The sequence below is a fragment of the Lelliottia sp. RD5 genome, assembly GCF_056032945.1.
In genome coordinates this window covers 1-20,851 of sequence record NZ_JBVYHQ010000010.1, presented here as the reverse complement: position 1 = coordinate 20,851, position 20,851 = coordinate 1, and the positions used below count along the sequence as shown (strand labels likewise).

16 protein-coding genes and 2 pseudogenes are annotated in these 20,851 nt (G+C 48.8%); 10 read left to right on the top strand and 8 right to left on the bottom strand.

The window, feature by feature from the left end; genetic code table 11:
- Positions 1 to 156: 156 nt before the first annotated feature.
- Positions 157 to 894: a peptidoglycan DD-metalloendopeptidase family protein gene (locus AC0LWE_RS20630; RefSeq protein ID WP_063147128.1), complete on the top strand. Its 738-nt coding sequence runs from the start codon at positions 157 to 159 to the stop codon at positions 892 to 894.
- Positions 895 to 927: 33 nt separating this feature from the next.
- On the opposite strand, the gene AC0LWE_RS20625 is transcribed toward AC0LWE_RS20630, so the two are convergent.
- From AC0LWE_RS20625 to silC, 7 genes are all read right to left on the bottom strand, one after another.
- Positions 928 to 1,125 carry a DUF2933 domain-containing protein gene (locus tag AC0LWE_RS20625; protein WP_063147127.1) on the bottom strand — a complete coding sequence of 66 codons (198 nt, stop codon included), beginning with the start codon at positions 1,123 to 1,125 and terminating at the stop codon, positions 928 to 930.
- Positions 1,126 to 1,165: 40 nt separating this feature from the next.
- Positions 1,166 to 3,613, bottom strand: a complete 2,448-nt coding sequence (gene silP / locus AC0LWE_RS20620; RefSeq protein ID WP_474266080.1) for an Ag(+)-translocating P-type ATPase SilP — start codon at positions 3,611 to 3,613, stop codon at positions 1,166 to 1,168.
- Positions 3,614 to 3,739: 126 nt separating this feature from the next.
- Positions 3,740 to 4,180 carry a DUF411 domain-containing protein gene (locus tag AC0LWE_RS20615; RefSeq protein WP_000758228.1) on the bottom strand — a complete coding sequence of 147 codons (441 nt, stop codon included), beginning with the start codon at positions 4,178 to 4,180 and terminating at the stop codon, positions 3,740 to 3,742.
- A gap of 86 nt (positions 4,181 to 4,266) precedes the next feature.
- The gene (gene silA / locus AC0LWE_RS20610; protein ID WP_044865875.1) at positions 4,267 to 7,413 is read right to left on the bottom strand and encodes a Cu(+)/Ag(+) efflux RND transporter permease subunit SilA; all 3,147 of its coding nucleotides are present in this window, start codon (positions 7,411 to 7,413) and stop codon (positions 4,267 to 4,269) included.
- A 10-nt stretch (positions 7,414 to 7,423) separates the two neighbouring features.
- On the bottom strand, positions 7,424 to 8,716 hold the full coding sequence (silB, locus tag AC0LWE_RS20605) for a Cu(+)/Ag(+) efflux RND transporter periplasmic adaptor subunit SilB (RefSeq protein ID WP_013087116.1): 1,293 nt from the start codon (positions 8,714 to 8,716) through the stop codon (positions 7,424 to 7,426).
- A 113-nt stretch (positions 8,717 to 8,829) separates the two neighbouring features.
- A complete protein-coding gene (gene cusF, locus AC0LWE_RS20600) occupies positions 8,830 to 9,183 on the bottom strand; it encodes a cation efflux system protein CusF (protein WP_219347730.1) in 354 nt (117 codons plus the stop codon).
- Between the two features lie 28 nt (positions 9,184 to 9,211).
- Complete coding sequence (gene silC / locus AC0LWE_RS20595; protein ID WP_219347731.1) at positions 9,212 to 10,597, bottom strand: Cu(+)/Ag(+) efflux RND transporter outer membrane channel SilC; 1,386 nt, start codon at positions 10,595 to 10,597, stop codon at positions 9,212 to 9,214.
- A gap of 189 nt (positions 10,598 to 10,786) precedes the next feature.
- Here silC and silR point away from each other — a divergent pair, with 189 nt between their 5' ends.
- The 4 genes from silR (at position 10,787) to copM (ending at position 14,114) form a co-directional block, all read left to right on the top strand.
- Complete coding sequence (silR, locus tag AC0LWE_RS20590; RefSeq protein WP_023331518.1) at positions 10,787 to 11,467, top strand: copper/silver response regulator transcription factor SilR; 681 nt, start codon at positions 10,787 to 10,789, stop codon at positions 11,465 to 11,467.
- Complete coding sequence (gene silS / locus AC0LWE_RS20585; RefSeq protein ID WP_219347732.1) at positions 11,460 to 12,935, top strand: copper/silver sensor histidine kinase SilS; 1,476 nt, start codon at positions 11,460 to 11,462, stop codon at positions 12,933 to 12,935. The genes silR and silS overlap by 8 nt, the downstream gene beginning before the upstream one ends.
- Positions 12,936 to 13,185: 250 nt before the next feature.
- Entirely contained in the window at positions 13,186 to 13,617 is a 432-nt protein-coding gene (silE, locus tag AC0LWE_RS20580; protein ID WP_045344207.1) for a silver-binding protein SilE, read from the top strand.
- Between the two features lie 146 nt (positions 13,618 to 13,763).
- Positions 13,764 to 14,114, top strand: coding sequence for a CopM family metallochaperone (copM, locus tag AC0LWE_RS20575; RefSeq protein WP_040078796.1), 351 nt, complete (start codon positions 13,764 to 13,766; stop codon positions 14,112 to 14,114).
- A gap of 154 nt (positions 14,115 to 14,268) precedes the next feature.
- Here copM and AC0LWE_RS20570 read toward each other — a convergent pair.
- A pseudogene (locus tag AC0LWE_RS20570) lies at positions 14,269 to 14,442 on the bottom strand (AAA family ATPase); the annotation flags it as partial.
- Positions 14,443 to 15,491: 1,049 nt separating this feature from the next.
- Between AC0LWE_RS20570 and AC0LWE_RS20565 the strand changes: the two are divergent.
- The 5 genes and pseudogenes from AC0LWE_RS20565 to AC0LWE_RS20545 all read left to right on the top strand — a co-directional run bounded on the left by AC0LWE_RS20565 (position 15,492) and on the right by AC0LWE_RS20545 (position 20,753).
- Positions 15,492 to 16,043: a hypothetical protein gene (locus AC0LWE_RS20565; RefSeq protein ID WP_245004272.1), complete on the top strand. Its 552-nt coding sequence runs from the start codon at positions 15,492 to 15,494 to the stop codon at positions 16,041 to 16,043.
- A 53-nt stretch (positions 16,044 to 16,096) separates the two neighbouring features.
- Positions 16,097 to 16,812: pseudogene (locus AC0LWE_RS20560) on the top strand (site-specific integrase).
- Positions 16,813 to 17,229: 417 nt separating this feature from the next.
- Positions 17,230 to 18,090: a replication initiation protein gene (locus AC0LWE_RS20555; RefSeq protein WP_219347733.1), complete on the top strand. Its 861-nt coding sequence runs from the start codon at positions 17,230 to 17,232 to the stop codon at positions 18,088 to 18,090.
- A gap of 528 nt (positions 18,091 to 18,618) precedes the next feature.
- Positions 18,619 to 19,785 (top strand): plasmid-partitioning protein SopA, encoded by a 1,167-nt coding sequence (gene sopA / locus AC0LWE_RS20550; protein WP_219347734.1) that lies wholly within the window; start codon positions 18,619 to 18,621, stop codon positions 19,783 to 19,785.
- On the top strand, positions 19,785 to 20,753 hold the full coding sequence (locus tag AC0LWE_RS20545) for a ParB/RepB/Spo0J family plasmid partition protein (protein WP_219347735.1): 969 nt from the start codon (positions 19,785 to 19,787) through the stop codon (positions 20,751 to 20,753). Before sopA ends, AC0LWE_RS20545 begins: the two co-directional genes overlap by 1 nt.
- Positions 20,754 to 20,851: the final 98 nt, after the last annotated feature.

Sequence of the window (20,851 nt, the reverse complement as noted above, 5' to 3'; positions counted from 1 at the left end):
CGTACAGGTCCCAGAGCTTCAGGAGCAAACGGGAAACAAGATATGTTACAAAAATGACGACCATCAACGGTACTTCCGATAAACGGACAGATGACACGCCTCCTGAAAACCCCTAGCATACGCCGCAGTGTTCATGCTAACGGCGAATTCCAGTAAATGTATTCTACCGATGTCGTAAAAGAAAATGCCTACCTTGCAGCCACCCGCTCGGGCCTGGAATCGAACGAGATCGCTACCCTTCAGCGCTCTTTGCCTTCCCGGTTTAATCTTCGGCATTTGAAAAAAAATGAATCATTAAAACTCGTACTGCAAAAGAAAGCGGGAAAATCACGTGTAGTGGCCTATAAATTTACGGCCGGTTCATTTAATTACACGGCGTATCGTATATCAGACAAAAAATTCTATAACCTTTCCGATACTTCCGGGAAAAGCAGTCTCGATTATCCGTTACCGGCCACAGCAAGACTCAGTTCGCCTTTCAATCCTGCAAGACTTAACCCGGTATCGGGAAAAGTGAGTCCCCATAATGGCATTGATTATTCCATGCCCATGAACACGAAAATAGTCAGCGTCATCGACGGAAAAATCACCCGGGCTGAATACAACAGTACCATGGGATACTTTGTTGACATAACGGGAAAAGCCGGTGTTAAAACTCGCTATCTTCACCTCAATAAAATACTCGTTACTAAAGGGGCCAGGGTTACCCGTGGAGATGCTATTGCGTTATCCGGTAACAGCGGACGTTCATCCGGTCCTCATCTGCATTACGAGCTGGTCATCAATAACAACCCTGTTAACTCACTGGCGTTCCGGGCAGCGGCACCTGCGGATAACAAACTCGAACAGCATGCCTTTGCGCATGCCAGAGACTACGAACGATACCTGGACTGATAACGGGACCGCGATGCGGCCCCGTCTGCCGGATTAATTTTTTTTATCGTTTTCACTTCCGTGAGGTTGATGATCTCCATACCCTCCGTGGCCGTGGAAAAGATGCATTAGCGGGCAGACCAGCAATAACAGATATGGCCAGTAACCTGCCACATGTGACCAGTGTTCGCGCAGGAGGGCAAATGCCGCGATCGCGGCGACAGCAATAAGCGCATAGGTGGTACTTTTCATACTGGACTCCTTCTGTTCGTAACTGACCCTTCACTCAGTGTTATTTCCCGAGCCTGACACTTTTCAGACGCAACGCATTCACAATGACGCTGACGGAGGAAAGAGCCATGGCCGCCGCCGCAATAACTGGCGACAGCAGTATTCCATACACAGGATAAAGCAGACCTGCAGCCACAGGCACGCCAAGTGCGTTGTAGATAAATGCAAAAAACAGATTCTGACGGATATTTTTCATGGTGATCTCTGACAGATGACGGGCCCTGTTCAGTATCATCAAGTCGCCTTTGAGAAGGGTGACTCCGGCACTTTCAATTGCCACATCTGTACCCGTTCCCATGGCTATACCCACGTCAGCCGCTGCCAGCGCCGGGGCATCATTCACACCGTCTCCGGCCATCGCAACCACATGGCCAGACGCTTTCAGTCGGGTTATCACTGCTTTTTTGCCATCCGGCAGAATTCCGGCTTCAACCTCATCTATTCCCAGTTTCCGTGCGACTGCTTCAGCAGTAAGCTGGTTATCCCCGGTGAGCATAACAATGCGGATCCCCGCCTGACGCAAAGCTTTAAGCGCATCCGGCGTGGTTGTTTTCACGGGATCCGAGATAGCTATCAGGCCTGCAAGGTCCCCGTCTGTGGCCACATAGATAACGGTAGCGCCTTCCATCCGCAACGTATCCGCAACGGCCTTTTGATTATCAATAACGATACTGTTTTCCTGCATAGCCAGTTCATTACCAATAACAACCCGTTGACCTTCGACATCGCCTGAGACACCTTTACCCGACGGTGCATCGAAATGAGTGACTGCGGGTATTGCGATCCCCTTTTCCTGTGCTGCTTTAACTATTGCCATACCCAGCGGATGCTGCGAGCCTTTTTCCACTGCGGCTGTTACACGCAAAAGAGATGTTTCCCCACCCGGATTGAGACTGATAATCCCTGTCACCGTAGGCGAACCTTCCGTGAGCGTGCCTGTTTTGTCGACAACCAGCGTGTCCACTTTTTCAAGACGCTCAAGGGCTTCGGCATTCCTGATTAACACCCCGGCCTGGGCTCCTTTGCCCACCCCCACCATTATCGACATCGGCGTGGCCAGCCCCAGCGCGCAGGGACAGGCAATAATCAGGACCGACACAGCCGCAATGAGACCGTGCGCCATCCTGGGCTCGGGCCCCCAGACAGACCAGATCACGAAAGCAACAACCGCGATAAGTATCACCAGAGGAACAAACCAGCCTGAAACGCTGTCAGCCATTCTCTGGATGGGGGCACGCGAACGCTGTGCATCAGCGACCATCTGAACAATTCGTGAGAGCATTGTTTCATCACCGACTTTCTCTGCACGGATGATGAGACTCCCTGTCTGATTAATGGTCCCCCCGATGACAGGGTCACCCTCCGTTTTGGTAACCGGCATAGATTCCCCGGTCACCATCGATTCATCAACGGTTGTTTTGCCTTCGATCACAATACCGTCGACCGGAATACTCTCTCCAGGTCTGATGCGGAGCTTATCGCCAGGCAGAACATCTTCCGCATTAATATCCGTTTCATGACCGTCATGATCCAGCCGCCTGGCGGTTTTGGGGGCAAGATTCAGTAGTGCAGTAATGGCACCTGAGGTTTGTTCCCGTGCCCGCAGCTCAAGAACCTGTCCCAGCAGAACAAGCACCGTAATAACTGCTGCGGCTTCAAAATAAACGGCCACCAGGCCATCCATGTTTCTGAACGATGCAGGAAACCAGGAGGGGAAGACGGTTGCAATGACGCTGTACACCCAGGCTACGCCGGTGCCCATTGCAACAAGGGTAAACATATTCAGGGAGCGGTTACGTAACGACATTCCGGCCCGGGCGAAGAATGGCCAGCCACACCACAACACGACAGGAGAGGCCAGAAGCAGCTGCAGCCATGTGTTGTACTGTGGCGGTACTGTATTCCTCAAGGCGGGAAACAGATGAGATCCCATTTCGAGTACCAGAACCGGAAACGCCAGCAACAACCCCAGCCAGAAGCGTCTTGTCATGTCGCGAAGTTCATCACTTGGCCCCGTGGATGCCGTAGCTACGAGCGGCTCCAGTGCCATTCCACAGACAGGACAGCTTCCGGGACCACTGCGGCGTATCTCCGGGTGCATCGGACATGTCCACACACCTTCAGAATTCTCTTTCTCCGCCTGGTGGTGAGGCTGTTTTATCTGATCAGGGCTGACTTCGTGATGATCGTGGTGATGGTGATGGGAATGTTCACTGGCATCTTCGGTAAGATAACGATCGGGATGGGCTTTAAATTTACTCTCACAGCTGGCGGAGCAGAAATAAAGTTGATGGTCCTGGTATCGAATGCTGCTGTGCGCCCTGTCGGGCAGGATGGCCATCCCGCACACGGGATCTCTCACCTTATGCAATACGTGGCTCTCGTCCGGGGATAATGTCTGCTCAGAAGCAGTCTGGTTGTTGTGTTGCACTGCATTGTCATTTTTCACAGTAACTCTCCTTATGCATACCGAAGCATCTTCTGTCTTCAGGGTATGTCATGGATGCGATTACCACGAATGCCGCCGGCATAAGAGTGCCTGCTGCCGGCGTCCCGTTATCAGCCGTTCCGCTGACTATTCGATTCGCTGGAAGACTTTTTTACTTCCATCCGGTGAGAATGCGATAACATCGTAAGCCTCTTTTCGGGCTCCCATCTCCATTCCAGGACTTCCTGCTGGCATACCGGGGGTGGCGAGACCGTATATACCTGAACCAGACTGCATTGCCTTATGTATCGTTGTCGCAGGCACATGGCCTTCAATGATCAAATTACCGGCAACCGCGGTATGACAACTTCGCAGTCCTGCAGGAATAGCATGCTTTTCTTTCAGGGCTGACAGCGCCTGATCATTCATGACGTGAGTTCGTACTTCAAACCCGTCTTTTTCCATCGCTTTGCCCCACAGGGAACAACAGCCACAGTTTTCAGATTTGTACATATCAATCACTTTTTCACTCGCCATCGCGGGCAGTGAAAGGCCGAGAGCCAGCGCCATCAGAACCACTTTTTTCATACTCACCTCTGTATATTATCGATTTAAACCCTGACGTCAGGGTGAATCAGTAAAGAAGGACACCCACAGGGGGTGCCCTTTCAGGTTCAGGACACGCTTTTTTTATGTCTGCGCAGCCAGATTAATTTGTAGGCGGCAGGAATAATGAACAGGGACAGCAGCGGAGCCGTGATCATCCCACCAATCATGGGTGCCGCGATACGGCTCATGACTTCTGAACCTGCACCGGTTCCCCAGAGTATTGGCAGCAGACCCGCAATGATCACCGCCACGGTCATGGCTTTCGGCCGGACACGCAGTACGGCACCATGATAGAGGGCTTCATCAAGGCCTTCCGGTGTGAACGTCTCTTTACGGGACAATTCCGGGTGCGCTTCAATGGCATGACGCAGATACATCAGCATGACCACGCCAAACTCTGCTGCCACCCCGGCCAGGGCGATAAATCCGGTTCCGGTCGCCACAGACATATGGAAGCCCTGCCAGTACAGGAACCATATCCCGCCAATCAACGCAAACGGCAGACTCATCAGAATCAGCAGGGCTTCGTCAACACGGCGAAATGCCAGATATAACAGGATGAAAATGATCATCACCGTCATCGGTACCATCAGTTTTAATTTCTTGTTGGCGTGCTCGAGTAATTCAAACTGTCCTGAGAATGCCACACTGGTCCCCGGTCTCAGTTTCACTTTCTCGCTGATGACCGTCTTAATATCGTTAACCACTGACACCATGTCCCTGCCGCGGGCATCAACATAAATCCAGCTGGCTGGCCGGGCATTTTCGGTTTTCAGCATGGTTGGTCCGGAAACGACTTTAATATCGGCAACATCGCCCAGTGTGATCTGCTGCTTCATCGGGGTCAGGATCGGCATCTGTTTCAGCGCCTGCGGACTGTTGCGGTAATCCTGTGGGTAACGAATGTTAATAGGGTACCGGGCCACGCCTTCCACCGTTTCCCCTACCGTCGCACCGCCGATGGCTGATGAGACGAACAGCTGGACATCACCTACTGTCATCCCGTACCGGGAAGCTTTTTCCCGGTTAATGTCCACATCAATGTAACGTCCACCTTCCAGTCGCTCAGCCAGGACAGACACCACACCCGGTACCGTTTTGGTTACCGCCTCGATACTCTGCGCCGTCGCGTCGATATCCGACAGAACAGTCCCGGACACTTTGATACCTATCGGGCTTTTGATCCCGGTTGAGAGCATATCAATACGGTTACGGATTGGCGGCACCCAGAGGTTTGCCAGCCCCGGTAAACGGACGGTCCTGTCGAGTTCTTCAATAATCTTGTCAATCGTCATGCCTGGACGCCACTGATCCTCAGGTTTGAGCTGGATCGTGGTTTCAACCATTTCGAGCGGTGCGGAATCCGTGGCGGTCTCTGCTTTACCGGTCTTGCCAAATACAGAGGCCACTTCAGGAACGCTTTTGATTAACTTGTCCGTCGTCTGCAGGAGCGCTGCAGCTTCAGCCGGAGAGACACCCGGCAGGGTCGACGGCATATACAACAGGTCGCCCTCGTTAATCTTCGGCAGAAACTCACCGCCCACCTGGCTCAGCGGCCAGATAACGGTGAAAATGGACAAGGCCGCAACCAGCAGGGTTGTTTTTGGCCAGTGGAGAACCCGCAACAGCAATGGATGATACGCTTTGATCAGTACCCGGTTCAGGGGGTTACTGGTCTCTGCAGGAATTTTCCCCCGGATCCAGAATCCCATCAGAATCGGAATGACGATGATGGCCAGCGCGGCCGCGCCCGCCATGGAGTACGTTTTCGTGAATGCCAGCGGGCCAAACAGACGTCCTTCCTGACCTTCCAGGGTAAAGATAGGAATAAAGGACAGGGTGATGATCAGCAGGCTGATAAACAGTGCGGGTCCCACTTCAACGGAGGCATCGGTAATCACCTTCCAGCGGGTGGCGTTGTCAATCTGCTCACCCGGATGCTGATGATCCCACTCCTCAAGCCGCTTATGCGCATTCTCAATCATCACAATGGCGGCATCCACCATCGCACCGACGGCAATCGCTATCCCTCCCAGCGACATGATATTGGCGTTCAGTCCCTGGAAGTGCATGACGATAAAGGCGATACACAGACCAAGCGGCAGAGAGATAATCGCCACCAGGGCAGAACGTACGTGCCACAGGAACAGGGCACAGACGATGGCCACCACGATAAACTCTTCCAGAAGTTTGGAACTGAGGTTATCAATCGCCCGGTCGATGAGCTGGCTGCGATCGTAGGTGGTCACGATTTCAACGCCTTCCGGCAGGCTGGCCTTCAGCGTCTCAAGTTTATCCCTCACTGCCGTGATAACGTCGCGTGCATTTTTACCCGACCGCAGGATCACCACGCCGCCAGCGACTTCGCCCTGGCCGTTCAGCTCGGCAATACCACGCCGCATTTCAGGCCCGGTCTGCACGCGGGCAACATCCCGCAGATAAACCGGCACGCCGTTCTCGCCTGTTTTCAGGACGATGTTATTAAAATCATCAATGCTCTGAAGATAACCGCTGGCACGGACCATATACTCAGCTTCGGCCATTTCAACGGATGAGCCACCGGCCTCCTGGTTAGACGATTCAAGGGCCTGTTTCACTTCGGGCAGGCTGATACCATACTGAGACAGTTTTACCGGATTGACCTGAATCTGGTACTGTTTCACCACGCCGCCAACCGAAGCGACCTCAGCCACGTTCGGGATGGTTTTCAGCTCAAATTTCAGGAACCAGTCCTGCAGAGAACGCAGTTCTGAAAGGTCGTGTTTTCCGCTGCGATCGACAAGGGCATATTCAAATATCCAGCCCACCCCCGTGGCGTCCGGACCGATTTCAGAACTCACACCGGCGGGCAGTTTTCCCTGTACCTGGTTCAGGTACTCCAGCACGCGGGAACGGGCCCAGTACAGATCGGTGCCGTCTTCAAAAATGACATACACATACGAATCACCGAACTGTGAAAAACCACGCACGGTTTTTGCGCCAGGCACGGACAGCATGGTGGTGGTAAGTGGATAGGTGACCTGGTTTTCTACAATCTGCGGGGCCTGGCCGGGATAGCTGGTTTTGATAATGACCTGCACATCTGACAGGTCAGGCAAGGCATCGACAGGCGTGTTAATAATCGTCCATGTGCCCCAGATGCTGAGAAACAGGGCCCCCATCATGACCAGGAAACGGTTGGCGACAGAGCGCCGGATAATCCATTCAATCATCGTCGTCTCCTCAGTGCCCTGAATGCATATTTACAGGCTGGTCAGACATTGCTGGCATACTGCTTTCTGTTTTTTCAGGGTGGCGCATACGTTCCAGTGCGCCCGTAATATTGGCTTCAGAGTCAATGAGGAACAGGCCACTGACCACCACGGTATCGCCTTCATTCAGGCCGGAGCCGATGCCGGACTGTTGCTGTGACTCATGCAGAACGTGGATCTGTTTCGGCACAAACTTGCCTTCATCATCAACAGTAATCACGCGCTGTTCTTTGCCGGTATCGATAACGGCCTGGCTTGGTATCAGCAGCATCTCCTGGCTCCTGGTATTCAGTTTCAGATAGGCATTCATGCCCGGCTTGAGAAACTCATCCTTATTAGAAACCTGGAGACGGACCTGAAGCGTACGGGTTGTCTGATCCACGCTGGGAAGAATGTTCCATTTTTCGACATGGAATGTTTTATCCGGATAAGCCGGTACCGAAATTTCAAACTGCGACGTATCTTTCAGCAGATAGGCGATAGATTCTGGCACTGCAGCGCTGATCCAGACCGGGTCCATTCCCTGAATCTGAGCCACCACCTTATCTTTCGAAATATTCATGCCGGTGCGCAGGTCAAATGCAGTAATGACGCCATCAATAGGTGCTTTAATGGTAAAACGGGTCTGGATGGTGCGGGTTGTACGCAGCCTTTGAATATCCTCTTCCGGCATACCAGCCAGACGAAGTCGCTCCAGAACCCCTTTTATCTGGGTTGGCGTACCGCCTGTACCGGATAACAGCAGGAACTCACTTTGTGCCTCAACCCATTCAGGAATGGTGATATCGATAAGCGGCGTGCCTTTCTTCACATGATCGCCAATCGTCAGGGGATACACTTTTTCGACGAAACCGTCAGAACGCGCCTGCACAATGACAAACTGATACTCGTTGTAACTGACATTAGCCGGGATTGTCTGAGAATAATTCAGCATTCCTCGCGTGACTTTTTGCGTTTTTAATCCCAGATTCTGAACCTGGGTTGGGTCGATACGGATCCCGCCACTGCTTTTATCGCCACTTTCATCAGCATATTTTGGCACCAGGTCCATATCCATAAAGGGCGATTTTCCGGGTTTATCAAATTTGGTATCCGGTTTCATCGGGTCATACCAGAAAAGTACCTTTTTCTCCGGTGCCTTTTGTTCTGTTTGTACTGTTTTTTGTGATGAGTTTACATACTGCCAGGCAGTAACCGATATCAGCCCTCCTGCTATGAGGCTGCTGATAATTATTGCAGCATATTTTATCTTTAAAGAAGCCATACAATTTCTCGCTGAAAAATCAAAACACCTGGCATATGCGCCCGATCATTCATTCACAGTAATCCCTTAATGAATGTTCAGGCGCACTGGATGTATTCGCTCCGGACTGTTAATCAGGATTGCGTCACGTTAATGCTTTTGAGTAAGGAGATATTGCCCTGCTGAATAAACGAGAAATCGACATGGTTGCCGGTTTTCAGGGCATTGATAGCGTCGTCTGCATTAACAAAAGTGAAGCGCATGGTCATTGCAGGCCAGCCCACCGCAGGGATTGCTTCGTGCGAAATGGTGATTTTTTTACTATTCATATCAATGTCTTTAACGACACCGGTGCCCTTGATAACCTGCTGTACCGAAGCATCACTGGCAGCATTCATATCGCCATGCTGATGTGTTTCAGCATGAAGACCGGTAGAGAACATGACAGAGAAGGCACCAAATAAAACGGCTTTAAGTGAATTACGCATTTTTAATTTCCTGATTAATTAAATAAATTTACTCTACCCAACCGCCACCCAGCGCGGTAAACAGATTAATTTCGTTAACCTGTCGGGAATAGGTAAGATCGAGAATGGTTTGCTGCGTAGCGAAGAGGGAACGTTCTGCATCCAGCACTTCGATGTAACTGACAGCACCACTTGCATACAATCCTCTGGCACGCTGGAGAGTTATCTGAAGTGAATCAAGATAACGCTGCTGTGACTCAAGTTGCTGGCTAAGGCTGTCGCGCAGCGCAAGCGTGTCGGAAACATCCTTAAAGGCTGACTGAATTTTTTGTTCGTAATTAACCACCGACTGTTGCTGGCGAATTTCAGCCAGCTTCAGATTGGCTTTATTCCTGCCAGCATTAAATATAGGAATTTCAATTTTAGGGATAAAATTCCACATTCCACTTCCTGACGTAAACAGGCTGGACAGCTCCGTACTGCTTGCGGAAAGACCACTGGTCAGGGTAATGGAGGGGAAAAAGGCCGCTCGCGCTGCGCCAATATTGGCATCAGCCGCTTTCAGCTGATATTCCGCTTCCATAATATCCGGTCGCTGCAGCAAAATTTGTGAAGACAGATTTGGTGGCAATTTTACTGGTGCTATCTCCCCGCCTTTCATCCCTTTTTCTGACGGAAGTGCGCGGTACGTTCCCAGCACCAGTTGCAGGGCATTGTTTGCCTGAGCCAGATCGCCTTCTCGTTTGGCTATTTCGGCGCGGGTACTTTCGATTTGTCCTCTCGCCTGTTCAAGCGCCAGAACGTTCGTACTCCCGGTCACGAGCTGCTGCTCAACGAAAGCATAGGACTGTTGATAATTTTTCAGCGTTTCCCGCGCAATACGGAGTTGTTCGTACGCCAGTTGCTGGCTGAAATAGCTTTGTGAAACGTTGGATACCAGCAGGATGTGTACGGCCCGACGGGCTTCTTCGCTGGCAAAGTAGTTCTGGCGATCAGCGTCACTCATGTTCTTAAGTTTGCCGAAAAAATCGAGCTCATAGCTGAGTTCCAGACCCGCGTCGTACTCCTGTGTGGTCGGCTTGTCGCCTTTCTGGCCACCGCTGTATGTGATCCCGGATGAGGCATTCAACTGGGGATAACGATCTGCATCCGTGACGTTGAACTGGGCCCGGGCCTCTTCAACCTTCAGGGCAGCCATTCTCAAATCACGGTTATTATTCAGGGCTTCAGTAATCAGCCGTGTAACCTGGGGATCGACAAAAAAGTTACGCCAGCCCGTATCCTGATAACCATTCACTGCTGGCGTCAGGCTGTTTCGGGACAGTGAAAACTGCTGGGGTACCGGTGCTGCCGGGCGCTGATATTCAGGAGCCAGAGAGACACAACCGGCCAGGATGAATATCGTGCTAATGCTGAGTAATTTTAATTTGAACATAACGCTTCTCGTCCAGGCAGACCTGGTAAATGGTTCAAATGAAGTCCAGAGTATTGATAGGGGTACTTTACCGAACGCTCTCTGTTTGGCGGGTGACAGGATAATGACAATGTTGTCATTTTTGCTGTAATCCGTTGATAACGATCGTGGGCGCAATAGAATGACCTTAGCAGCCAGCCGGGGAGCAAGATGAAAATATTGATCGTCGAAGACGAAATTAAAACAGGTGAATATCTCAGCAAAGGGCTTACAGAGGCAGGGTTCGTAGTGGATCACGCTGATAATGGTCTTACCGGATATCATCTCGCCATGACAGCCGAGTATGATTTAGTCATTCTGGACATCATGCTGCCTGATGTGAACGGCTGGGATATCATCCGCATGCTGCGCACTGCCGGAAAGGGTATGCCGGTCTTACTGCTGACGGCCCTCGGCACGATCGAACACAGGGTCAAAGGACTGGAACTGGGTGCGGACGATTATCTGGTTAAACCCTTTGCGTTTGCCGAACTGCTGGCCCGGGTGAGAACCCTTCTGAGGCGGGGAAACACGATGATCACGGAAAGCCAGTTGAAGGTGGCTGATCTCTCGATGGATCTCGTATCCAGAAAAGTCAGTCGCGCCGGAAACCGCATTGTGCTCACCAGTAAAGAGTTCAGCCTGCTGGAATTTTTCATTCGGCATCAGGGCGAGGTTCTTCCCCGCTCCCTGATTGCCTCTCAGGTCTGGGACATGAATTTTGACAGCGACACTAACGCGATTGATGTCGCCGTAAAGCGACTCCGCGCTAAAATAGACAACGATTACGGGACAAAGCTGATCCAGACTGTCCGGGGCGTGGGCTATATGCTGGAGGCCCCGGATGCATAGCAAACCTTCCAGGCGCCCTTTCTCACTCGCCCTGCGGCTGACCTTTTTTATCAGCCTGTCCACGATACTGGCTTTTATCGCCTTCACCTGGTTTATGCTGCATTCTGTTGAAAATCATTTTGCCGAGCAGGATGTCAGCGATCTTCAACAAATCAGCACTACCCTGAACCGTATACTGCAGTCCCCGGTGGATCCGGATGAAAAAAAAGTAAGCAAAATAAAGGAGTCGATTGCCAGCTACCGCAACGTTGCCCTTTTGCTCCTCAATCCCAGGGGGGAAGTGCTCTTTAGTTCAGCGCAGGGGGCGGCACTACGCCCGGCCGTGAATTCCGCAGATTTTAGCGAGCACAGCCGCGCACGGGATGTCTTTCTCTGGACGGTGGAGGATCCTGCGAGACCGATGGATACCGGGTCTGAAATGAAGATGGAAACATACCGGATTATCGCCTCCTCTGGCCAGGCGATATTTCAGGGCAAACAGCAGAACTATGTCATGCTGACTGGCCTCTCCATTAATTTCCATCTCCATTACCTCGATGCGCTGAAAAAAAATCTGATTGCGATCGCCGTCGTGATAAGCCTGCTGATTGTTCTGATCATTCGCATCGCTGTCCGTCAGGGGCACCTGCCCCTTCGTAATGTCAGCAATGCCATTAAAAACATCACCTCCGAGAATCTTGATGCGCGGCTGGAACCGACACGCGTTCCCATTGAGCTGGAGCAGCTGGTTATCTCGTTCAATCATATGATTGGAAAGATTGAGGATGTCTTTACCCGCCAGGCCAATTTCTCTGCCGATATCGCGCACGAGATCAGAACGCCCATCACCAATCTGGTGACGCAGACTGAAATCGCACTGAGTCAGGATCGAACCCAGAAGGAACTTGAGGATGTCCTCTACTCCAGTCTTGAAGAGTATAACCGGATGACCAAAATGGTCAGCGACATGCTGTTTCTGGCGCAGGCGGACAATAATCAGCTGATACCTGACAGGGTCCGGTTTGACCTCAGAGCAGAAGTCATGAAAGTCTTCGAGTTTTTCGAAGCCTGGGCCGAAGAACGCAATATCACGCTCAAATTTAACGGAATGCCCTGCCTGGTTGAGGGAGATCCACAAATGTTCAGAAGAGCGATCAATAATCTGTTATCCAATGCCCTGCGTTATACCCCGGAGGGACAGGCCATCACCGTCTCAATAAGAGAGCAGGAGAGTTTTTTTGACCTTGTGATTGAAAATCCGGGGAAACCAATCCCTGAAGAACATTTATTAAGGCTTTTTGACCGTTTTTATCGGGTGGATCCGTCCAGACAACGAAAAGGAGAAGGCAGCGGCATCGGCCTTGCGATTGTGAAGTCAATCGTGGAAGCACATCACGGAAGCGTGCAGGTGGAATCGGACGTACGCTCAACTCGTTTTATCTTATCCGTGCCCAGACTGGAGAAAATGATCCCGGAGCCCCAAAACTGAGAATAAAGATTTAAATGACAAAGATGTCATTAGCCTGTCATGCAGCAAACAGAAGCCATTCGATATAATTAGTGCAACTTATCAGGAAGGCTGGATTGCTTCATCAATACCCGGCGTCAGATTACGCCAGGAAATGAATATCCAGCCCTCTCCCGGAGAAATAAACACTGCCGAACCTGTTTCAGTTATGGAACTGAAAAAACCGGTTGTACTTCCCCGGACATCACTAATTCAGAAATGGAGAGTTATCATGAAAAATATCGTCTTAGCTGCTGTTATGGGTCTTGGCTTAATCTCGTCGGCGTGGGCCTCAGAGACTATTGATATTCACGAGCAAGTTAATAATGCACAGGCACCAGCTCATCAGATCCAGTCAGCTTCAGCTACAAACGCAATAAAGGGGTCTACACCACAGATGGCCAGTATGAATCAGCATGAACAGGCCGTTATTGCTCATGAAACCATGACGAACGGATCGGCGGATGGGCACCAGAAAATGGTGGAAAGTCATCAGAAGATGATGGGAAATAACTCCGTTTCCCCTACCGCGCCGTCAACGTCGTATGCCGCGATGGATGAGCATGAAAGAGCGGCGATAGCCCATGAATTCATGAATAACGGTCAGTCTGGCCCACATCAGGCCATGGCCGAAGCGCATCGCCGCATGATCAATGCAGGCTGAATGCGACTGTAGTATCCGTGCTTTTACCCTTTCCTTGATAGATTATTCCTTAACCGGATATGTTGTGACATTTTGCCCCCATCAGGGGGCTTTTTTATCTGACTCAGCTACAATTAACCGGTACCTACCTGAAAAGGATTTATTAAATGAAAATCAAAAACACCCTTTTTGTTATATTAATGTTATCCCTGCCAGCCATTTCTGCCGAACATTCGGACATGAAAATGTCAGATATGTCCTCATCGGCATCGTCGCAGGAATATATGAAGGGCATGAAAGACATGCATGACAAAATGATGGCCGCCGTTAATGAGTCCGATCCCGACAAGGCCTTTGCAAAAGGTATGGTTGCACACCATGAAGGGGCAATTGCCATGGCGGAAACCGAGCTCAAATACGGAAAAGATCCCGAAATGAGAAAGCTTGCGCAGGACATCATAAAAGCGCAGAAAGGTGAAATCGGGCAAATGAATAAATGGCTAGACAGCCAAAAATAACAATTGCAAAAACGCCATGATAAGCGTAAATTTAAATCACTCCCGGGCACGGGAGCCTGTTAAACGTCAAATAATTAAAACCCGATTAATTTCGGGTTTTTTATATTTTGTCCCCAGTTCCTGTATTGTGGGGCGCAATATATGCACCTGCTATGTTTTTTCCTGACTTAATTCCTTCTGTTTCAAAAAATATAGCCAGCGCTTCCGGAAGCGTTGATTTCCCGAAGTCATTTCGGCCGACAATGCCCGTCATGCCTTCATCAAAAATGATCTCAGTGGAGTTTCTCTAGCCTCTGAAGTTCGTAAGTTTTAATTTTCTGAGCCGCATATACAGTCCTGTGTGTAAGAAAGCGTTGTGACCGGAACCCTGAATACAATATCTGTCGTGTATGAGCCTGAGCCCTGGCGGGGAAATGCCGTGATTCAGGATAACCTGATGGCATTCCGGGATTATGATCCGGTCGCGTTTCCTGAACATTTCTGCCCTTTCCGTCACCCGGAACTTTCTCAGGCTGGTATACAGGCGTCTCAGATCAGGACGGGCGGCAGACGCTTTTTATGACCCTTGTTTTCTGCGGAGCGGGCCTGAGAACATTTATTGCTTTATGGTGAACAAAGTCATTATCGGATGCTGAAAATGGAATAATCCTCCAATCGCAATAATCTACCTACTTTCTTGACCTATCTACAATAATCCCTCTCTTCTTATGCCAGGATCCGAAAAAAGTAAGTTCCGGATCTTCCTGACCCCCTGCCCCGTGACCGCCCGCTCACTACCGAAAAAGGGCGCTTTGCTTACCGCGCGACCTTGCTACACTTCCGAAAACAGTGAAATATTAAAAAAGTCGGATCACCCCGTAACCGGCACCCGGTAATTTAACGACGTGGCTATGTGGCTGCTTATTATTAGGCGGGAAATGATGTCGGCAGGCAAAATCATAAGCGTGACAGATGCAGGATTGGGTGCCGTCGATTGTGCTGCGCATCATAATTACTCTGAGTGACTATAAGGAGTGTATATTTTGACATTGAAGGACATGTATCTGTTTCTACATACAACTTATGGCCATATAAATTTGTTCTTGCTTTTGCCTTATATGCAAAACCCCAGGATACGTAATTGCGAGCTTGATAAAAGCACAGTGACGAGTTGTAGTGGCCGAATCCTAGGCATTTTCGAAAATGGGAATTGGTATCACCGTGAAAAACCTGCATTTCGCAATTTTAATTTTCTGCGAGATATATCCAAATGGGATTGAGCTCACCAATGACATTACTGATTCGTTAAATGCTTTATTTCAGGTGAAAAGAAAAAGATGACAGCAGGCGGGATTTCTCTCTGAAGAGAGTCTAGATATTCACGAAAAGGACGCGGGAATGATGAGTAAACTGACCGGTTATATGATGGGTTTGACGGCCCTGCTGGGAATGACTACACGGGATGCAGGTGCGGCAACGCTCAGTGAAATGCGGATGATTAATGCCAGCCAGAAGCCCGGGATGACTGTAGCTTGCCGTGAATTAATGGAAATCCAGATCAAAGGACAGGCTGAGCCTATCCGTGTTGAAAGCCTGCTGACAGGAGTGATCCTGCAGAATGAAGGTGATCGGATGGTGTTTGACGTGACCTATATCCAGAAGAACGTCGGCTGGGAGGCCCCTTTCAGGACAGAAACATACCGCCTGACAACCACACTGGAGGGCACGCGTCAGAAACTCGTCGTCGATCCGGAAACCATCCGGCTTTCGCTTCCTTATGCGCGCAATCGGGAAGAATATTTTCTCGGATTACTGAAAGCCAGCACGGTTTCGTATGACAACTACAGTACTTACCGGGTCACGTCTGCTACCGATTATCAGATCCTGCCGGATCCGTCGTCCCCGGATGCGCCAGTGATGCACTGCTCGGTCCGCCCGCCAATCGGCTGAGCTGATGATGTCCCATAAGTTATGCTCGGCCAACCTCCGGCTTTTGAACCCTGTTGCTCCCAGTAGCTATCGGCCATCTCGCGGCACTTGCATTACTACAGATTGCTCTCGTCCTGGACGAACTGCCGACATACCTGCTGGTCCCGAGGGTGAGCGCCCTGCTCCGTTACGTGCTGAATTTGCACCGTAAGAGGCTGCTGGCTACGGGCACGTGCATTCACTAAATCCAAGCACTGACGCGTGGGGATTTTTCTCTCGAGCCTCCTACCCGTTCGTACAGCTTGCCAAGCTTAACAACGGATTATGAAAGCAGCCAGAACGGCAGGAAGTGTCCACCGTAGGCCCTACGGCAGTCATAATCATCGCTTGGTTCCTCTGTCTGATTACCAGTACGTCAATAAGTTGAAGATGATGGTGGCCACGCTAAAAATGACGCTGGAGCGCCTCAACAAGCTTAGTAGTCGAATTGAAAAGCCGTGTATTGGAAATATCATATATCGGATGGATCGTACTAGGTTAGATGAAGCCTACGCCATGCAGATGTTTTACGCAGGTATATCGCTGAAGACGCTACAGAGTCTGATGGGGTACAAGTCCGTCAGTTCTATGGACGCTTACATTAGGGTGTTTGCTTTGTATGTTGCTGCGCATTATCGGGGTTGAGTTTCAAATGTCAAACACACAAGCTGTCACAATAATTAAAACTACCTCTAGGCATACAGTCAGTACAAGAACTGTTTGTATTCTCATCCGTTTTATAACTATATAGTGGGTCACATCATGTTCTCTAGGTCTGACAACGTAGTTAGGCCCGTCAATGGCATCATGGTTGTATCTTCACGATAACCACAAAGCATTATTAGTCAAAAAAGTTATCAACATATACATAGATAGATCCAATAATACGATCCTTAAACGATCCTAAATGGATCCATACAGTACCAAACAGATCCCCGATCTCTGCAAGCCACGTCAGTCAAGGCTTACAGAAGATTTGGGTGTGTCACATCATGAATAAAGTGTGTGATAGCATGCTTTAGGTGTGTCGTAATATGCTCAAAGTGGGTGACAACATGCATAAGGTGTGTCATAACATGTTTTATGGTGTGTCGTAGTATGTATAATTACAAACTATCCACCTCCTGTGGATAACCTTGAATGGATTCTCTAAAATTGGCGTAACTCAATGACTGATAACAATTTTATACCAGCTCAGATTACTAATGAAGGCGAAACTCATCAATTAACAGTCACAAGCAATTCATCTGTCCAGCCGGCTATTTTGTTGCGTCTTGGTGTCTTTGTTCCTGCTAGCAGAGCAATACCTAAAGGACTGAAGTCGGGTATAGATGTATCATCCTCATTTTCACAGTTGGAGTTTGCACGTAAGGAAGGTTACGACGAAGTCAGGATTTTTGGGGAAAGACTAAACATTTCAACAGACTTTAGTGTCTGGATGGGCATTATCGGTGCATTCAGCAAATACGGCTTGAAATCAAATACGATTGAACTGCCTTTCACTGAGTTTGCTGCGTTGTGCCAGTACGATTCACGTCAGTTCAACAAGCGATTAAGAGACACGATCTTCGATGCATTGACGCGTATCGGCACTAAGACGGTTCAATTTAACAGCAAAAAAACAGGTGATAAGTTTTTCACTCAACTTCTCAAAAGTGGTAAGTACACCAAAGATAGCGACACTATCACACTTCAAGCTGATGAGCGGCTACACGAACTTTATCAAATCGACTACAACATCCTGTTGCGTAAGCGTCCCTACCATATGCTGAAAGGCAAAGAAGTCGCTCAGACCCTCTACACCTACATTGCTAGCCTGCCGGATAACCCAGCTCCGATCAGATTCGATCGCATCATTGAACGCCTTAACTTAACTTCTCCAGTCAAAGAGCAAAACCGACTCATTAAGGCAGCTTTGAAGCAATTGCATGACATTGGCTATATCGAATATAGCATTGTGAAGGATGGCCGGATATTGACTGTATTAATACACAAACGTAATAAGAAACTTAAGGAATTACAACCTTAAAAGGTGTGTCGTATTATGCTGATGATCCAGTAAGAGTGGGTCATAGCATGTGATAAGGTGTGTTACAACATGATGTCGTCACATTGTCACTTTCTGAACCTTGATCCTTCAGGGATTTCTAACCATCTTAAGTTTTGTAGCATGTTGCGACACACCTTTAGCATATCTCAACCCACCTTCTGCATGATGATACCCACCTTTTGAATCTTTTCTAAAGATCGATTTGTTCGACATGATGCCACACACTCTTTGCATTTTCTGACCCACTTTTATGAGTTGTGGTTCAGTTCAGTTTCTAACTTCAACGGCAGTGTCATCCCCTCTATACCTTGTTTGAGTATCGATTAATTTGTCTTAAGTAAGGTTTGGTAGCTTTTTTTCCAGTAGTTATGTTCTATTACCGTTCATTTAGGGTACGTTTTTTGATCGACTTTGCAGTTTTTAATGTAGTTTGCATTTTTGATGTTGCTTTGCTTCATTTATCAAGATTTAATGGATTAATGCAAAGTTCATATTAAGGGAAATTATATGGGATTAATGAATACTCTTGACCAATGCATTGCTGCTGGCCATGAAATGACAAAAGCAATTGCTGTAGCTCAGTTTAATGATGACAGCCCAGAGGCAAGGAAAATTACGCGCCGCTGGCGTGTTGGTGAGGCAGCTGATCTCATTGGTGTTTCATCACAAGCAATTAGGGATGCAGAGAAAGCCGGACGTCTCCCCCACCCCGACATGGAAATGCGTGGGCGAGTGGAGCAGCGTGTGGGTTATACAATCGAGCAAATTAACCACATGCGAGATGTTTTCGGAACTAGAATTCGTAGACCAAATGAGAGTGTTCCTCCCGTCATCGGTGTAGCTGCACATAAAGGTGGAGTTTACAAAACCTCAGTGTCAGTACATCTGGCACAAGATCTCGCGTTAAAAGGTCTTCGTGTTCTACTTGTCGAAGGTAATGACCCGCAAGGGACAGCATCTATGTATCATGGGTGGGTTCCAGATTTGCATATTCATGCTGAAGATACATTACTTCCCTTCTACCTTGGTGAGCGCGATGATGCTTCCTACGCCATAAAACCAACTTGTTGGCCTGGGTTGGATATAATTCCATCCTGCTTGGCTTTACATCGTATCGAAACGGAACTCATGGGGCGCTATGATGAGGGTAAATTACCTACAGAACCTCATATGATGCTTCGTCTCGCAATTGAGACTGTTGCTCAGGATTATGATGTTGTTGTTATTGATAGTGCCCCTAATCTTGGTATAGGAACCATTAATGTTGTTTGCGCGGCGGATGTACTAATTATCCCTACCCCTGCAGAGCTATTTGACTACACTTCCGCACTCCAATTTTTTGACATGTTGCGCGACCTCCTGAAGAACGTAGATTTACAGGGTTTTGAACCAGATGTCAGAATACTGTTGACGAAATATAGTAATAACAATGGTTCTCAATCTCCATGGATGGAAGAGCAAATCCGTGATGCATGGGGAAGTATGGTTTTGAAAAATGTTGTTCGCGAAACAGATGAAGTCGGAAAAGGCCAGATTCGTATGCGCACTGTTTTTGAACAAGCGATTGATCAGCGTTCATCTACAGGAGCATGGCGTAATGCACTCGCGATTTGGGAGCCAGTTTGCAACGAAATATTTGATCGACTAATTAAGCCTCGTTGGGAGATTCGCTAATGAAACGTGCGCCAATTATTCCAAAGTCTATCCCTACAGTTACTCCTGCTTCCGCCACAACTGCTCCCGCGGCACCAATGGTTGATTCACTGATTGCCCGGGTTGGCGCTATGGCAAAAGGAAATACGATCACCCTTCCCGTTTGTGGCCGTGATGTGAAATTTGTTCTCGAAACCATCCCAGGAAATGCGGTTGAAAAGGCCACAACAGTTTGGGCTGGGAATGAGCGTGTTCAGGATTTTTTAAATGAGGACTCATTGAATGACCTGATACCTTCTTTTCTGCTCACTGGACAACAGAATCCTGCATTTGGTCGTAAAGTTGCTGATAGTATTGAAGTAGCTGATGGTAGCCGTCGACGAATGACGTCCATACTTACTTCAAGCGAATATCGAATTCTTGTTGGTGAACTTGATGACGAACAAATGGATTCGCTGTGTAAGCTAGGTAATGATTATCGACCTACAAGTGCTTATGAAAGAGGTAAGCGCTACTCGTTCCGTCTCGAGAGTGAGTTTAATGGCAATATCTCCGCCTTAGCAGATGCGGAAAATATTTCGAGAAAAATTATTTCTCGGTGCATCAATACATCTAAACTTCCACGTAATTTAATCGCCCTTTTCTCCCATCCCGGTGAGTTATCTGCACGAACGGGTGATAATTTGAATCGTCTTTTCAGTGATGATAAAGCCTTATTAATTTCTACCACAGATGAACTTTTAAAGAAGCGGCAAAGTGGAATTGTGTTTGAAACAGAAGAAATTATTGAGGCACTGACTGGTGCACTAAAAGCTTCTAAAGGCAGCGAGCCTGTCTCGCCTGTAAAAAGAGAATTTGTTCCGGGAGCAATGGCACATTACAAAGGTAATAAAGTTGTATTTACTCTTGATCGTTCTAAAATTTCTAGAAATTGCATTGAGCAAATGGAAAGTATACTTGAGAACTTACAACAGATTGGAACTCATTAACTCTACATATTCTATGGAATACCTCTCTCATCCAAACTGAGAAAAGGTCCCAACCCTACATCTGGGACCGTGGTCCCAACCCTACATCTGGGACCGTG

What these genes read in the sequence shown, in the direction of transcription:
- silA (WP_044865875.1), bottom strand. Translation starts at nt 7,413, where the DNA reads ATGATTGAATGGATTATCCGGCGCTCTGTCGCCAACCGTTTCCTGGTC.
- AC0LWE_RS20625 (WP_063147127.1), bottom strand. Translation starts at nt 1,125, where the DNA reads ATGAAAAGTACCACCTATGCGCTTATTGCTGTCGCCGCGATCGCGGCA.
- AC0LWE_RS20565 (WP_245004272.1), top strand. Translation starts at nt 15,492, where the DNA reads ATGATGAGTAAACTGACCGGTTATATGATGGGTTTGACGGCCCTGCTG.
- silS (WP_219347732.1), top strand. Translation starts at nt 11,460, where the DNA reads ATGCATAGCAAACCTTCCAGGCGCCCTTTCTCACTCGCCCTGCGGCTG.
- silR (WP_023331518.1), top strand. Translation starts at nt 10,787, where the DNA reads ATGAAAATATTGATCGTCGAAGACGAAATTAAAACAGGTGAATATCTC.
- copM (WP_040078796.1), top strand. Translation starts at nt 13,764, where the DNA reads ATGAAAATCAAAAACACCCTTTTTGTTATATTAATGTTATCCCTGCCA.
- AC0LWE_RS20545 (WP_219347735.1), top strand. Translation starts at nt 19,785, where the DNA reads ATGAAACGTGCGCCAATTATTCCAAAGTCTATCCCTACAGTTACTCCT.
- sopA (WP_219347734.1), top strand. Translation starts at nt 18,619, where the DNA reads ATGGGATTAATGAATACTCTTGACCAATGCATTGCTGCTGGCCATGAA.
- AC0LWE_RS20555 (WP_219347733.1), top strand. Translation starts at nt 17,230, where the DNA reads ATGACTGATAACAATTTTATACCAGCTCAGATTACTAATGAAGGCGAA.
- AC0LWE_RS20615 (WP_000758228.1), bottom strand. Translation starts at nt 4,180, where the DNA reads ATGAAAAAAGTGGTTCTGATGGCGCTGGCTCTCGGCCTTTCACTGCCC.
- silE (WP_045344207.1), top strand. Translation starts at nt 13,186, where the DNA reads ATGAAAAATATCGTCTTAGCTGCTGTTATGGGTCTTGGCTTAATCTCG.
- cusF (WP_219347730.1), bottom strand. Translation starts at nt 9,183, where the DNA reads ATGCGTAATTCACTTAAAGCCGTTTTATTTGGTGCCTTCTCTGTCATG.
- silC (WP_219347731.1), bottom strand. Translation starts at nt 10,597, where the DNA reads ATGTTCAAATTAAAATTACTCAGCATTAGCACGATATTCATCCTGGCC.
- silB (WP_013087116.1), bottom strand. Translation starts at nt 8,716, where the DNA reads ATGGCTTCTTTAAAGATAAAATATGCTGCAATAATTATCAGCAGCCTC.
- AC0LWE_RS20630 (WP_063147128.1), top strand. Translation starts at nt 157, where the DNA reads ATGTATTCTACCGATGTCGTAAAAGAAAATGCCTACCTTGCAGCCACC.